Source organism: Marinomonas arctica (genome assembly GCF_003259225.1).
Taxonomy (GTDB): Bacteria; Pseudomonadota; Gammaproteobacteria; order Pseudomonadales; family Marinomonadaceae; genus Marinomonas; species Marinomonas arctica.
Window position 1 is genome coordinate 1 of record NZ_QHJF01000052.1, and the last position, 12,622, is coordinate 12,622.

At 48.1% G+C, this 12,622-nt stretch carries 12 protein-coding genes; 7 read left to right on the top strand and 5 right to left on the bottom strand.

Annotated elements, in window-relative coordinates; genetic code table 11:
• Positions 1-105: 105 nt before the first annotated feature.
• The gene (locus tag DK187_RS20485) at positions 106-726 is read right to left on the bottom strand and encodes a TetR/AcrR family transcriptional regulator (protein ID WP_111609154.1); all 621 of its coding nucleotides are present in this window, start codon (positions 724-726) and stop codon (positions 106-108) included.
• Positions 727-853: 127 nt separating this feature from the next.
• On the opposite strand from DK187_RS20485, the gene DK187_RS20490 reads away from it, so the two are divergent.
• Positions 854-2,110, top strand: coding sequence for an MFS transporter (locus DK187_RS20490; protein WP_223232282.1), 1,257 nt, complete (start codon positions 854-856; stop codon positions 2,108-2,110).
• A 161-nt stretch (positions 2,111-2,271) separates the two neighbouring features.
• On the opposite strand, the gene DK187_RS20495 is transcribed toward DK187_RS20490, so the two are convergent.
• From DK187_RS20495 to DK187_RS20510, 4 genes are read right to left on the bottom strand one after another with little or no spacing between them, the layout of a single operon-like run.
• Positions 2,272-3,000 (bottom strand): amino acid ABC transporter ATP-binding protein, encoded by a 729-nt coding sequence (locus DK187_RS20495; protein WP_111609155.1) that lies wholly within the window; start codon positions 2,998-3,000, stop codon positions 2,272-2,274.
• Positions 2,987-3,637: an amino acid ABC transporter permease gene (locus DK187_RS20500; protein ID WP_111609156.1), complete on the bottom strand. Its 651-nt coding sequence runs from the start codon at positions 3,635-3,637 to the stop codon at positions 2,987-2,989. The genes DK187_RS20495 and DK187_RS20500 overlap by 14 nt, the downstream gene beginning before the upstream one ends.
• 33 nt (positions 3,638-3,670) lie before the next feature.
• Positions 3,671-4,333 (bottom strand): amino acid ABC transporter permease, encoded by a 663-nt coding sequence (locus DK187_RS20505; protein WP_111609157.1) that lies wholly within the window; start codon positions 4,331-4,333, stop codon positions 3,671-3,673.
• A gap of 10 nt (positions 4,334-4,343) precedes the next feature.
• Positions 4,344-5,135, bottom strand: a complete 792-nt coding sequence (locus tag DK187_RS20510; RefSeq protein WP_111609158.1) for a transporter substrate-binding domain-containing protein — start codon at positions 5,133-5,135, stop codon at positions 4,344-4,346.
• Between the two features lie 322 nt (positions 5,136-5,457).
• Here DK187_RS20510 and DK187_RS20515 point away from each other — a divergent pair, with 322 nt between their 5' ends.
• The 6 genes from DK187_RS20515 to DK187_RS20540 all read left to right on the top strand — a co-directional run bounded on the left by DK187_RS20515 (position 5,458) and on the right by DK187_RS20540 (position 12,535).
• Positions 5,458-6,276 carry a MurR/RpiR family transcriptional regulator gene (locus tag DK187_RS20515; RefSeq protein WP_111609159.1) on the top strand — a complete coding sequence of 273 codons (819 nt, stop codon included), beginning with the start codon at positions 5,458-5,460 and terminating at the stop codon, positions 6,274-6,276.
• A gap of 125 nt (positions 6,277-6,401) precedes the next feature.
• Positions 6,402-7,598, top strand: a complete 1,197-nt coding sequence (locus DK187_RS20520; RefSeq protein ID WP_111609160.1) for an amidase — start codon at positions 6,402-6,404, stop codon at positions 7,596-7,598.
• Positions 7,599-7,602: 4 nt separating this feature from the next.
• Positions 7,603-9,198, top strand: a complete 1,596-nt coding sequence (locus DK187_RS20525) for a gamma-glutamyltransferase family protein (RefSeq protein WP_111609161.1) — start codon at positions 7,603-7,605, stop codon at positions 9,196-9,198.
• Positions 9,199-9,259: 61 nt separating this feature from the next.
• Entirely contained in the window at positions 9,260-10,078 is an 819-nt protein-coding gene (locus DK187_RS20530) for a sulfite exporter TauE/SafE family protein (protein ID WP_111609162.1), read from the top strand.
• A gap of 10 nt (positions 10,079-10,088) precedes the next feature.
• A complete protein-coding gene (locus tag DK187_RS20535) occupies positions 10,089-11,309 on the top strand; it encodes a pyridoxal-phosphate-dependent aminotransferase family protein (RefSeq protein ID WP_111609163.1) in 1,221 nt (406 codons plus the stop codon).
• Positions 11,309-12,535, top strand: coding sequence for an allantoate amidohydrolase (locus tag DK187_RS20540; protein ID WP_111609164.1), 1,227 nt, complete (start codon positions 11,309-11,311; stop codon positions 12,533-12,535). The genes DK187_RS20535 and DK187_RS20540 overlap by 1 nt, the downstream gene beginning before the upstream one ends.
• Positions 12,536-12,622: the final 87 nt, after the last annotated feature.

The window sequence follows — 12,622 nt, forward strand, 5'->3', positions numbered from 1 at the left end:
TGGATTTTTATCAACTTGATTTTTAGGGACTGGGATTAGAGACTCTAGTTACCCGATTAAAGCACTTAGCTGGGATTGTAAGCATTCTTTACCGATTGATACATTCTATTTGGGCTGACACACTTCGATATCCCATAGTTTCATTAATTCAGTAATGGAAGCATCGAGATCCGATGCTTCCACTCCATCTCTAGCTAGAATCGATACACCAAGCAGGAAACTATTGAAGGCGATTCCAATAGACCTAGCGTTCGCTTTTTTGGACAGCTCTCCCATAGCGATTGCGCGTTCTACGCATCGCACAAAGCCTTGAAGCGTTCGTGAGCGCGAGGCGGTAAGTGGTTCAACAACGTGAGTAAGCTCTGGCGTGGGTGCGCTCATTGTCCCCAAAGACACCATACATCCCTTGGGATGCCCTGATTCACATTGCATTTTTGTCGAGCGACGGAGTGCAAGCTCAACAGCGTCTCTGGGTGGAATCTCGTCGTCCCATAGGGAGTCTGTTACGCATGCATAAGTTTCTAAATAACATTGTACAGCTTCATTGAACAATTCCTCTTTAGAGCCAAATGCAGCGTAAAAGCTTGGCGTAGAAATCCCTCCACCAATATTAGCCTTTAGTTGGCTTAGAGAAGTCATTTCGTAGCCATGCTCCCAGAAAAGATGCATAGCTTGCACAACTGCTTTCTGGCGATCAAATGTTCTAGGTCTGCCCATTTTTGCCATTTTTGTCTCCCTTTTTTCTATGACTTATAGACTACTCGATACATAAGTTCTTGACAAGATTTGGTGTCTTGCCATACATTTGTATCGATCGATCTATATGTAATCGCGGAGACACATAAGTGCCAACGTGGAACCCACCAAATTTTTAAAGGATATTTTTTTTGTGAATAACTTTCTCAATAAAGTAAATGCCGAAGATCCGGATCGCTTACCTATGTCGGCACTGCTTGCATTGGCCATGACCGGATTCATTTGTATTGTCACAGAGACATTGCCGGCGGGGTTGTTGTCTCAGATCAGTGTAGGTCTGGATATTAGCCAGGCTATAGCAGGTCAAATGGTGACTGCATATGCTTTGGGATCTTTACTTGCGGCCATACCGTTGACGATTGCGACACGTGGCTGGAAGCGGCGTAACGTCCTGCTGCTGACCATCTTCGGCTTCTTCGTTTTCAACTCGGTCACCGCTTTATCAAACAACTATGTTCTAACATTGGTCGCTCGTTTCTTCGCGGGCGTTGCAGCCGGACTTGCTTGGAGTCTATTAGCTGGTTATGCGCGCCGTATGGTTCAGCCCCATCAGCAAGGCCGCGCAATGGCTGTCGCTATGGTCGGTATCCCTCTTGCTTTGTCTTTGGGTGTACCTCTTGGCACATTTATGGGCGCTGCTATCGGTTGGCAAACTGCATTTGGCGTCATGTCAGGTTTGGCACTTATCTTGATCGTCTGGGTGATAGCGAAGGTTCCTGACTATCCTGGGCAGTCCGCTCACGAGCTCTTACCGTTGAGGAAAGTCTTCATGAGTCCCGGAGTTCGACCAGTACTCTGCGTGGTTATGACATGGATGTTAGCTCACAATATTCTCTATACCTATATTGCACCGTTTGTGGAGCAAGCAGGGCTTGGGAAACGAATTGACTTGGTCCTACTTACCTTTGGTCTTGCAGCTCTTGTCGGTATTTGGTTTGCAGGCATGCTGGTGGACCGATATTTGCGCACTACCGTTCTAACAAGTCTTTTAGCATTCGCTTTAATTGCTTTGCTATTTGGATTTGATGCTCAATCTCCAGAAATTATCTACATAGGTGTCGTAGTGTGGGGTATCACTTTTGGAGGCGCATCTACCTTATTGCAAACCGCATTGGCCGATGCGGCAGGTGATGGTGCTGATGTGGCGCTTTCTATGAATGTTGTTGCATGGAATTCTGCTATTGCTGGCGGAGGAATCGTTGGAGGGATACTGCTTGATTCAGTAGGTGTTAGCTCTTTCCCTTGGTCTCTGTTGGCTTTACTTTCGGTCGGACTTCTCATCGCTTGGTTATATCATTCGCATGCTTTTAAGTCTGGAGCGCGCATCGGTGGAAGGCCGGCCGTTGAACATTGATTGAAAGAATGGCTGGTTAAGTTGGGGTCTCAATTTGAGGTAGTTTTACAGAGTATTATCCTCTTCGCGAGCTCCTTGAAGCGTTCGAAGGTTTGAATTAATTCGTTTTGTAAAACCACACTCCAACTCTGGCGTGTGGTTTTACTTGGCTTCTGCGACAGTTAAAGCACAGCCCCCATAAACTGTTTCAGTTCGTCAGTCTGTGGGTTGGATAAGACGGTTTTTGGGTCGCCTTGTTCCCAGACTTTGCCTTGGTGCATGAAGACAACTCGGCTGCCGACGTCGCGGGCGAAGTTCATTTCATGAGTCACCAACACCAAGGTGATGCCTTCTTTCGCCAGCTGTTCGAGTACTTTTAATACTTCACCAACCAATTCTGGATCGAGGGCCGAGGTGATTTCGTCACACAGCAATACCTTGGGAGACATCGCTAAGGCGCGGGCGATGGCGACACGTTGTTGCTGACCGCCAGAAAGCTTTTCTGGGTAGCTGTCGAATTTCTCTGCCAGTCCTACTTTCTCTAACATGGCGCGAGCGGTGGCTTCCGCTTCGGCTTTGCTTTTCTTCAACACAATCGTCGGTGCAAGCATGACGTTTTCGCCCACCGTCATATGCGGGAATAGGTTGAAGTTTTGGAAAATCATACCCACGCTTAGGGCAAGACGACGCACCTGAATGTCTTCAGTGGTGACTTCTTTACCGTCAACGGTAATGCCACCTTCTTGATATTGCTCCAAGCCATTAATACAGCGTAATAGGGTACTTTTACCAGAACCACTTTTGCCGATGATAGACACCACTTCGCCTGCTTTGATGACTAGATCGATGCCTTTGAGCACATGGTGATCGCCATAGTATTTATGGACTTGATGTAAGTTAACGAGAGACATTGAATTTTTTCTCCAGATGCTTGCTGTACAAAGACAGTGGATAACAGAGCATGAAATAAATCAGCGCGACCAGTGTGAATATTTTGAACGGCTCAAAAGTTGCGTTGTTTAGCATGGTGCCGACTTTAGTCAGTTCGACAAAGCCAATCACCGAAGCCAGCGCCGTGCCTTTAATGACTTGCACTGAAAAGCCGACCGTTGGTGCCGTCGCCACGCGAATCGCTTGCGGCAAAATAATGAAGCGCAAGGTTTGTAAGAAGCTCAAACCCAAACAACGGCTGGCTTCCCATTGGCCTTTTGGTAATGTGTCGATACAGCCACGCCATATTTCCACTAGAAAAGCGCTGGTAAAAAACGTCAGCGACAAAATCGCTGCACCCCAAGCGGAAATTTCATAACCCAGCATGGATAAACCAAAGAAGCACAAGAACATCTGCATCAGCAAAGGCGTGCCTTGAAACAGCTCCACGTAGATTTTGACGATACGTTGCATCGCAGGATTGCGCGTCAAACGCATGGCGGTTAATGTCAGCGCGACGGTTGTTCCGCCGATAAACGCGGCCAGAGACAATAAAATCGTCCATTGTGTCGCAAACAGCAGGTTGCGCAAAATGTCGTAGTTAGAAAATTCGATCATTGAGTTTCCCTCATTTTACTTATTGAATGCTTGTTAATTTGACGTTCGATAAGCAAATAGGCGTTTTCCTAGTGCGTTGAAAGCAAACCTCAACAGAATAGACAAACCAAGGTACAACAAGGCGGTTACCAAGTAGCTTTCAAATGCGCGGAAGTTACGTGATTGCACCAAGTTGGCAGCGTAGGTTAAATCTTGTACCGAGATCTGAGAGATCACCGCAGAACCCAGCATGACGATAATGCATTGGCTGGTGAGTGCTGGATATATCTTTTCAAATGCCGGAATAAAGATCACCCGAGTCAGTGTTTGGCGAAAGTTTAAGCCCAGCACCTTTGCGGCTTCTACTTGGCCTTTGGAAATACTCGCAAGGCCTGCACGGATAATTTCTGTGCTGTATGCGCCAAGGTTAATCGTCAGAGCGATCATGCTGGCTTGCCATGGCGATAACATCATGCCAATGGCGGGAAGGCCGAAAAAGATAAAGAATAATTGCACTATGAACGGTGTGTTACGGATAAGCTCTACGTACACACTGACAACGTGTTGACTGGCTCGGTTGCCGTATTGGCGTACGGTCGCACAGACCGTACCCAATGCCACTCCCAAGATCGTCGTCAGTACAGTGAGCTCAACAGTGGTTTTTAAACCACTGAAGAACACGTCGCTGTATTGCAATAGATCAGAGAAATACAACATAACGAAACCCTTATGCGCCGAAGCCTTCAGGTAATGGGGCTTTTAACCATTTCATGGAAATGTTATTAAGTTCACCGGATGCTAATGCCGCTTGAATTAACTCGTTTACTTTGGCCTGTAGAGCCGCTTCACCTTTTGCCATGCCGATGTAGCAAGGCGAGTCTTTCAGCATAAATTTGTTTTCTGGGGCGCGTTGTGGCTGACGATTCGCAATCTCAGCCGCCACCAAATTGCCCGTAGCGATTAAGTTTACTTGACCAGATAAATAAGCGGTTAGCGTGGTGTTGTTGTCTTCAAAGCGACGGATGTTTACCGACTTTGGTGCGTTCTTTTCCAGCTCTAAATCTTCCACTGAACCGCGAGTGACGCCCACTGTTTTATCGGCTAGGTCGTCTACTTTGGTGACGGCCACATCTTTAGAACCAAACACACCTAAAAAGAAAGGCGCATAAGGTGTCGAAAAGTCGATGGCTTTTTCGCGCTCTGGGTTTTTACCAAGGCTAGAAATCACCAAATCGACTTTTTGGGTTTGAAGGTAAGGAATACGGTTGGCACTGGTGACGGGAACGATTTCGATTTTTACGCCCATTTCCTTCGCGATGTAATTGGCCATGTCCACATCAATACCTTGCGGTTTTAGGTCGGTACCAATGGAACCAAATGGCGGGAAGTCTTGCGGAACGGCAATACGAATCAAGTTACGATCTTTTATATCCTGCAGTACGTCAGCATTGGCACTGAGTGCGCTAAAGCTCGCTGCGATGATCAATGTTTTGCTTAGTAGTTTGCTCAATCTTTTCATGGAGGGGTTCCTATTTGTGTTTGTGAATGCCTGAAACACAATTTGCAACACCCATGCCAACATGAAACAAAAGTTTCTTAACTATTGATTTGTGTAACAAATCACAGCAAAAACGACGGAAAGTGCCTCGTTATCAAGCTCGATCACGACAAGGCCAAGCGATGAAATAGGGCGTTCTGTTTTTAGATTGTGCGCCAATATAGGGCGAAGTTGATTTTTTGGTGCAACTGTCTCTAAGACGCCTAAAGTCGATAATCTAAGTTGGCAGCAGAATGATAATCCATTACCGTAGAGCAAAATATTTCCGAATTGAGGTTAATACGTGGCGACAAAGCAGGATGTGCTATCCCTGATCGAACAGACTTACCCAACACTGTCTCCATCAGCGCGGTCCATAGCAAACTATTTACAACAAAATCCTTTGGCGATTGTGAGTCAAACCTCCGCAGAGATTGCGGAGAACACCAATACGTCAAAAGCGACCGTGAGTCGTTTCTTTCGTCAACTGGGTTATGATTCACAACAAGGTGCGAAGCAAGCGCAATTGGCGTTGCGCGAAAGTGGTGTGCCGATTTTCACCCAAGGTTCGTCCTTGGATCAAACGGCGCAAGAGCTGAAAAACTTGTCTTTGACCTTTGAAGGCTTGCGACCCGATACTCTGAACGAGATCAGCGAACGCTTAGCCAAAGCGAAACGCGTCACCTTGATTGGTTTTCGTAATGCGTATCCGTTGGCGTTGCATTTTCGTCAGCAGTTGCAACAAGTGCGTCATTCCGTTCGTTTGCTGCCGCAACCGGGTCAAACATTAGGGGAAGATCTACACGATATTCTCGATGATGAAGTGATTGTCTTATTGGGTTTTAGACGCCGTACTCGGCAATTCAAAAAAATCGTTGAAGCCTTGCAAGGCCGAACCACGGTGTTGATTACCGACCCAACGGGACAGATCTATAATCAACAAGTCTCTCATGTACTCGTTTGCCATCTTGGTAATGAAAGCCCGTTCGACAGTTATGCCGCGCCAATGAGTCTAATCTCAATGTTGTGCAATCGCGTGTTTGGTTTTCGAGGCGATGCGGCGGGCCGTCAGACGCAGGCGATTTCGGCATTGTATGAAGATTTGGATGAGCTCGAACCGTGACTTTTTAAAAGAAACTAACCCACACTGTTTGCGACATTTTTGCAGAAAAAAAAGAATTTCTTTTTGTTTCAGTTGACAGATTATTGAAACGATTGTTTCATATGTATTAATCAAGCGGAGGACATATGAAACATTTCATGGTAGACAATCCTTTTTTGACACTCTCCAACGCCGTCTGGAGTGAGTCTGCGGTCACTGATAATGCTTTACCGTTAAGCGGTTTACGTTTGGCGGTGAAAGACTTGTTTCATATGGCGGGGCTGCCGACGTCTGCCGGTAATCCGACTTGGCTTGCTACTCATCCTATTCCGACAAAAACCGCGTCAAGTGTCGCTGCTTTGCTTAATGCAGGGGCAAATTTTTGCGGTAAAACCATGACGGATGAGTTGGCGTACAGCTTAAACGGTCAGAATATTCATTACGGAACACCCTCAAATCCGATGACACCAGATCGTCTCCCAGGCGGGTCGTCATCGGGTTCGGCGGTGGCGGTGGCGTCAGGCCTTGCCGATATTGGTTTAGGCACAGACACCGGCGGTTCGATTCGTGTGCCCGCAAGCTACAACGGATTATTCGGATTACGTCCGACGCATGGGGTGATTCCATCGGATAACATGGTGGCGTTGGCACCGTCATTTGATACGGTGGGTTGGCTCACCAAAGACTTAACCACGCTGGCCAAAATCGCCAGTATTCTGTTGAAAAGTAAGCCACCAAAAGAATTTACTAACGTCTTGATTGCAAAGAATTTAATGGATCAAGTGGCGCATGTAAAAGAACTAAAAGCTCAGCTGCAAACATGGCGTGAACACGGTCGCTTTCCCAAAGAAGCGTCTATCCTCATTGATACAAAAGCATGGAAAACCAGCGAAACATTCCGCACCTTACAAGGCGCTGAGATTTGGCGTGAACATGGCAAGTGGGTAAATGATGTCTCTGGTTTGGATAAAGATCGCGCGGTTTTTGCCCCTGATATTCAATTACGCTTTGATTGGTGCAAACACCTTTCTGAGGCGGATATTGCGGTAGCGCAACAACAAAGACAGCGTTTCACAGATTGGCTTGAAAGCGAAATAGAAGGGTCGGTGCTTATTATCCCGACCACACCCGGCTTAGCGCCTTTGTTTACAGCCGCTGATGATGAACTTGCGGCCTATCGTAATCAGTTGATGGACATTACTGCCATTGCTGGGTTAGCGGGTCTTCCACAGTTACATTTACCCGTTTGTACTTTAGATGGTGCGCCCTGTGGCTTGTCTTTAGTGGGCTCAAAAGGTACAGATTTGGCGCTGATTGAATTCGCCAAAACCTTAATGGAGTAGCGTCATGAAAAAGAACGAGATAGCGTTTACGGCGCCGCATTTTAAAGCCACGGAAACGGGGCAAAAAATCCTTGAGCAAGGCGGTACCGCGATAGAGGCCATGGTGGCTGCTGCGGCGACGATTGCCGTGGTGTATCCGCACATGAATGGCTTGGGTGGCGACGGTTTTTGGTTGATCAGTGAACCAGGCAAAGCGCCGCTTGGCATAGATGCGTCTGGCAAAGCAGCAGAGTTAGCGACACTGGAATTTTACTGCGGTCACGACAGTATTCCCGCTCGTGGTGGGAAGGCCGCTTTGACTATGGCTGGCGCCGTAGCGGGTTGGCAAGAAGCCTTGGCGGTGAGCCAAGCTTGGCAAGCCGTCTCTAACGCACAAAACATGCCCTTATCGAACTTGCTGGATGATGCCATTCAATTAGCGAAAAACGGCAGTGAGGTGACGAAAACCTACGTTGACGCCAGTCAGAAAACCTTTGCTGATTTGGTCAGTGTGCAGGGTTTTGCTTCGTCGTTTTTGAAAGGCGGCAGCCTTTACCGTGAAGGCGATACATTGACCTTGCCGGTGTTGGCAAACACGCTGGAACAGCTTGCTGAAAAAGGTTTAGACGATTTTTATCATGGCGATATTGCTGTACGTTTGGCAAAAGATTTGGCGACCGCAGGCTCGCCGATTCGTTTGGCGGACTTTCATTCTTATCAGGCAAAACGCGTAGAACCTTTGCAGGTCAAAACCAGCGTTGGCACTCTGTATAATTTGCCTGCACCGACGCAAGGCATCGCGTCTTTATTGATTTTGGCTTTATACGACAAGCTTTATACACAGGGCAAAACCGCCACCGACATGGCGCATTTGTTGATTGAATGCACCAAGCAAGCCTTTATTGCCCGTAATCAATTTGTCACCGACGAATCGCGTTTAGCAATGGATTTGGCGTCCTTGCTGGATGATGAGCAACTGGAAAAAATGTGTCACGAGATTGCCTTAGAACGTTCGCAGCCTTGGCCGCATCAAGCCAAACAGGGCGACACCATTTGGATGGGCGCCTGTGACAGTGAAGGTCGCATGGTCAGCTACATTCAGAGTTTGTATTGGGAGTTTGGCAGCGGCGTGGTGAGTCCTGCCACTGGCATTGTGTGGAACAACCGTGGCTCGTCGTTTTCTTTGCAAAAAGGTTCTCTACAAGAGCTGGGTCCGAACCTGAAACCTTTTCATACGTTAAATCCGGCGTTTGCCGAGTTAAACGACGGTCGTCGTATGAGCTACGGCACCATGGGGGGCGAAGGTCAGCCACAGACGCAAGCGGCCTTGTTTAGTCGCTATGTGTATCACAATCTGCCGTTGGATCAAGCCATCAGCGAAGGTCGTTGGTTGCTTGGTCGAACCTGGGGTGATGTCAGTCATAACTTAAAAATCGAACGAGACTTTGCTGATATCGCCGCCGAAGAATTGGTCGCACGTGGACACGATTTGGTGATCGTCGATGCGTGTAATGAATTAATGGGTCACGCTGGTGCGGTTGTGCTGCATCAAGATGGTCATACCGATGCGGCGACAGATCCACGCAGTGATGGTTCTGCCATTAGTGGTGCTTTGCGTTAATAGCACGGTTCGTTAGTCATACTTTTTTACGTCACAATCTCACTTAGGAGCAAACAGAAAGATGTCATTCATAATGGAAAACTATTCCATGATTCTCGCCATGATGGCCACCGGTGTGGTGGGCGGGATTTTAGCCGGTTTGTTAGGCGTTGGCGGTGGTATTGTTATCGTGCCGGTGTTGTTTTTCTTGTATCAAGGGTTAGGCGTGAGTGCGGATACGGCTATGTTGGTGGCGACGGCAACGTCATTGGCCACCATAGTTCCCACGTCGATCAGCTCGATTCGCTCTCACAAAGCCAAAGGCAATGTGGATTTCGACTTATTGAAGCGCTGGGGCTTTTTTGTCTTCCTAGGCGTAATGATCGGCAGCTTTGTCGTGACACGCGTTGATGGCGAATGGCTGACGTTACTGTTCGGTATTATTGCTACCTTGTCGGCGCTCAATATGCTGTTGGGCAAAAAAGACAGCATGTTCAAATCTTTACCCGGTACAGCAGGGCAAGGCGTGATGGCCACCTGTGTGGGCTTTTTCAGCTCCATGGTGGGTATTGGTGGCGGTACGTTAACCGTTCCTATGCTGACTTTCTGTAATTATCCAGCGCACCGTGCGGTTGGCACCGCCGCTGCCGTCGGTTTGATCATTTCCTTACCTGCGGCGTTGACCATGTTGATTTTTGGACAAAGCCCAGAAGATTCCCCTTACGGAACCGTGGGATTGGTTAACTTGATTGGTGCTGCCTGCATTATTCCATTGACAGTATTGTTTGCCCCCGTGGGCGCTGGATTAGCCCAACGTTTAGACGCCGCTAAATTGAAGAAAGTCTTCGCTGTGGTGTTGATTTTCACTGGCGTAAAAATGCTTTATCAAGTGTTAGGTTAGGAGATTATTCATGCAGCCACTTTCTTTTCCACCCAGATTATTAATGGGCCCAGGCCCGATTAACTGTTACCCGCGTGTGTTGACGGCGATGTCGACTCAATTAGTGGGCCAATACGATCCCACCATGACCAGCTATATGAACGAAGTCATGGAACTGTATCGTCGCGTGTTTAATACTAAGAACCAACAAACCTTTTTGATCGATGGTACCTCTCGTGCTGGCATCGAAGCCGCTTTGGTGTCTTGTTTAGAACCGGGCGATAAAGTATTGATTCCTATTTTTGGACGTTTCGGTCATTTGTTGGCTGAAATTGCTGAACGTGCCGATGCCGAGGTTCACACCATCGAAGTGCCTTGGGGAGAAGTGTTTGATCCTCAGCAAATCGAAGACGCGATCAAGAAAGTACGACCAAAATTGTTGGCGATTGTACAAGGCGATACGTCGACCACCATGTTCCAGCCATTGGAAGAGCTCGGCGAGATTTGTCGTGCCCATGACGTGTTGTTTTACACCGATGCGACAGCGTCTATTGGTGGTAATCCGTTGGAAGTGGATGCGTGGAAAATCGACGCGGTGACGGTGGGATTGCAAAAATGCCTTGGCGGCCCATCAGGCAGCGCACCGATTACCTTGAGTGATCGTTTTGTGTCTTGTGTACGCAAACGTGCTCATGTGGAAGCGGGCATTCGTGATGCCCATCATCAAGGATCATCTGGTCTACGCATTCGCTCGAACTATTTTGATCTACCTATGATTATGGATTATTGGGGGGAAGAGCGTCTGAACCACCATACGGAAGCCGCCACCATGTTGTTTGGCTCCCGTGAGTGTGCAATCCAATTACTGAGCGAAGGTCAGGATGCGGTGATTAAACGCCATCAATTGGCCGGTAACGCTATGTTGCAAGGTGTGATTGAGATGGGCTTGCAGCCGTTTGGTAATCTCAAACACAAGATGAGCAACGTGGTGGGGATTCACATTCCAGAGCAAGTGAATGGTGAGCAAGTTCGCCATGATTTGCTGAACATCTTTAATATCGAAATCGGCACCAGCTTTGGCCCATTAAAAGGCAAGGTATGGCGCATTGGTACCATGGGTTACAACGCTCGCCAAGACGCGGTATTACATACCTTGCAGTCACTGGAAACGGTACTGCGTCGCACTGGTTTTACGTTACCTTCAGGTGATGCGGTAGACGCGGCCATGTCGGTTTATGCAGGAGAAAAATAATGACAGATTACGGCAAACTCGCTCAGTTGGTCATGGACCGCTGTGACGAACTTGGCAAAATCAGTCAAAGCGACGATTGCCTAGATCGTCGTTATCTCACCAAAGAACACAAACAAGCCAATGGACTGGTGGGCGACTGGATGCAAGAAGCAGGTATGCATACTTGGCAGGATGAAGCGGGGAATCTTTGGGGACGCTGGCAAGCCGCAGACCCAGAGGCACCGCGTTTTATCATGGGCAGTCATTTGGATACGGTGCCAAATGGCGGCCAGTACGACGGCATGTTAGGCGTTATCACCCCCGTCACCTTGATCGCAGCGATGAATCAAGCTGGCATTCGTCTGCCATTTCACCTCGACGTCGTCGGATTTGGCGACGAAGAAGGCACGCGTTTTAGTTCGACCTTGTTAGGCAGTCGAGCACTGACAGGTCAATGGCCAAAAAGTTGGGCCGATTTAAAAGACAGCGACGGCATTAGCTTATCGCAAGCGCTTAAAGATTTCGGCTCGGACTTTGCGAGCATTTCTAACGCCGCTATCGCAACCGACAATTTATTGGGTTACCTTGAACTGCATATTGAACAAGGGCCAGTGCTGGAAGACTTGAATTTGCCCGTTGGCGTGGTAAGCGCCATCGCTGGGGCAAAACGTTTTGAGTTTAACATCACTGGTATGGCAGGCCACGCGGGCACTGTGCCGATGAACCTTCGTCAAGATGCGCTTTGCGCCAGTAGTGAGATGATTTTGGCGGTCGAAAGAGTCGCTCAAAATCATGGCATTGTTGCCACTGTGGGACGTATTCAAAATCGTCCCAATGGCGTTAATGTGATTTCTGGTAACACGGGATTTTCTCTCGACATTCGCAGCGAGTTTGATGACAAACGCGACGTGGCGCTCGATGAAATCTTGCTAGAATTAGAAGCCATTGCTGCACGTCGTAATGTGCGTATTGAACGCAAAGCGACCCATGCAGCTAACGCCGTGCATTGTGATGCCAAATTGCAAAGCGTGCTACGCAATGCTATCGAAACACAAAATATCCCAGTACATACTCTATTCTCTGGAGCGGGACATGACGCTATGGCGATGGCCGATATTTGCCCCGTGGCCATGTTGTTTATGCGTTGCGAGAAAGGCATTAGTCATCACCCAGCGGAAGCCATTGATACGCCAGATGTGGCCGTAACCTTAGCGGTGCTTAGCCAGACATTACAGAGTTTGGCCTAACGGTTTACTTTATGCCCTACGCAAATAGTACACCGAAGCAAACTCGTAGGTCAGATGAGACGAGGAACGAGGCGTAATCTGACGGTT

What these genes read in the sequence shown, in the direction of transcription:
- DK187_RS20485 (WP_111609154.1), bottom strand. Translation starts at nt 726, where the DNA reads ATGGCAAAAATGGGCAGACCTAGAACATTTGATCGCCAGAAAGCAGTT.
- DK187_RS20495 (WP_111609155.1), bottom strand. Translation starts at nt 3,000, where the DNA reads ATGTCTCTCGTTAACTTACATCAAGTCCATAAATACTATGGCGATCAC.
- DK187_RS20500 (WP_111609156.1), bottom strand. Translation starts at nt 3,637, where the DNA reads ATGATCGAATTTTCTAACTACGACATTTTGCGCAACCTGCTGTTTGCG.
- DK187_RS20505 (WP_111609157.1), bottom strand. Translation starts at nt 4,333, where the DNA reads ATGTTGTATTTCTCTGATCTATTGCAATACAGCGACGTGTTCTTCAGT.
- DK187_RS20510 (WP_111609158.1), bottom strand. Translation starts at nt 5,135, where the DNA reads ATGAAAAGATTGAGCAAACTACTAAGCAAAACATTGATCATCGCAGCG.
- DK187_RS20520 (WP_111609160.1), top strand. Translation starts at nt 6,402, where the DNA reads ATGAAACATTTCATGGTAGACAATCCTTTTTTGACACTCTCCAACGCC.
- DK187_RS20525 (WP_111609161.1), top strand. Translation starts at nt 7,603, where the DNA reads ATGAAAAAGAACGAGATAGCGTTTACGGCGCCGCATTTTAAAGCCACG.
- DK187_RS20530 (WP_111609162.1), top strand. Translation starts at nt 9,260, where the DNA reads ATGTCATTCATAATGGAAAACTATTCCATGATTCTCGCCATGATGGCC.
- DK187_RS20535 (WP_111609163.1), top strand. Translation starts at nt 10,089, where the DNA reads ATGCAGCCACTTTCTTTTCCACCCAGATTATTAATGGGCCCAGGCCCG.
- DK187_RS20540 (WP_111609164.1), top strand. Translation starts at nt 11,309, where the DNA reads ATGACAGATTACGGCAAACTCGCTCAGTTGGTCATGGACCGCTGTGAC.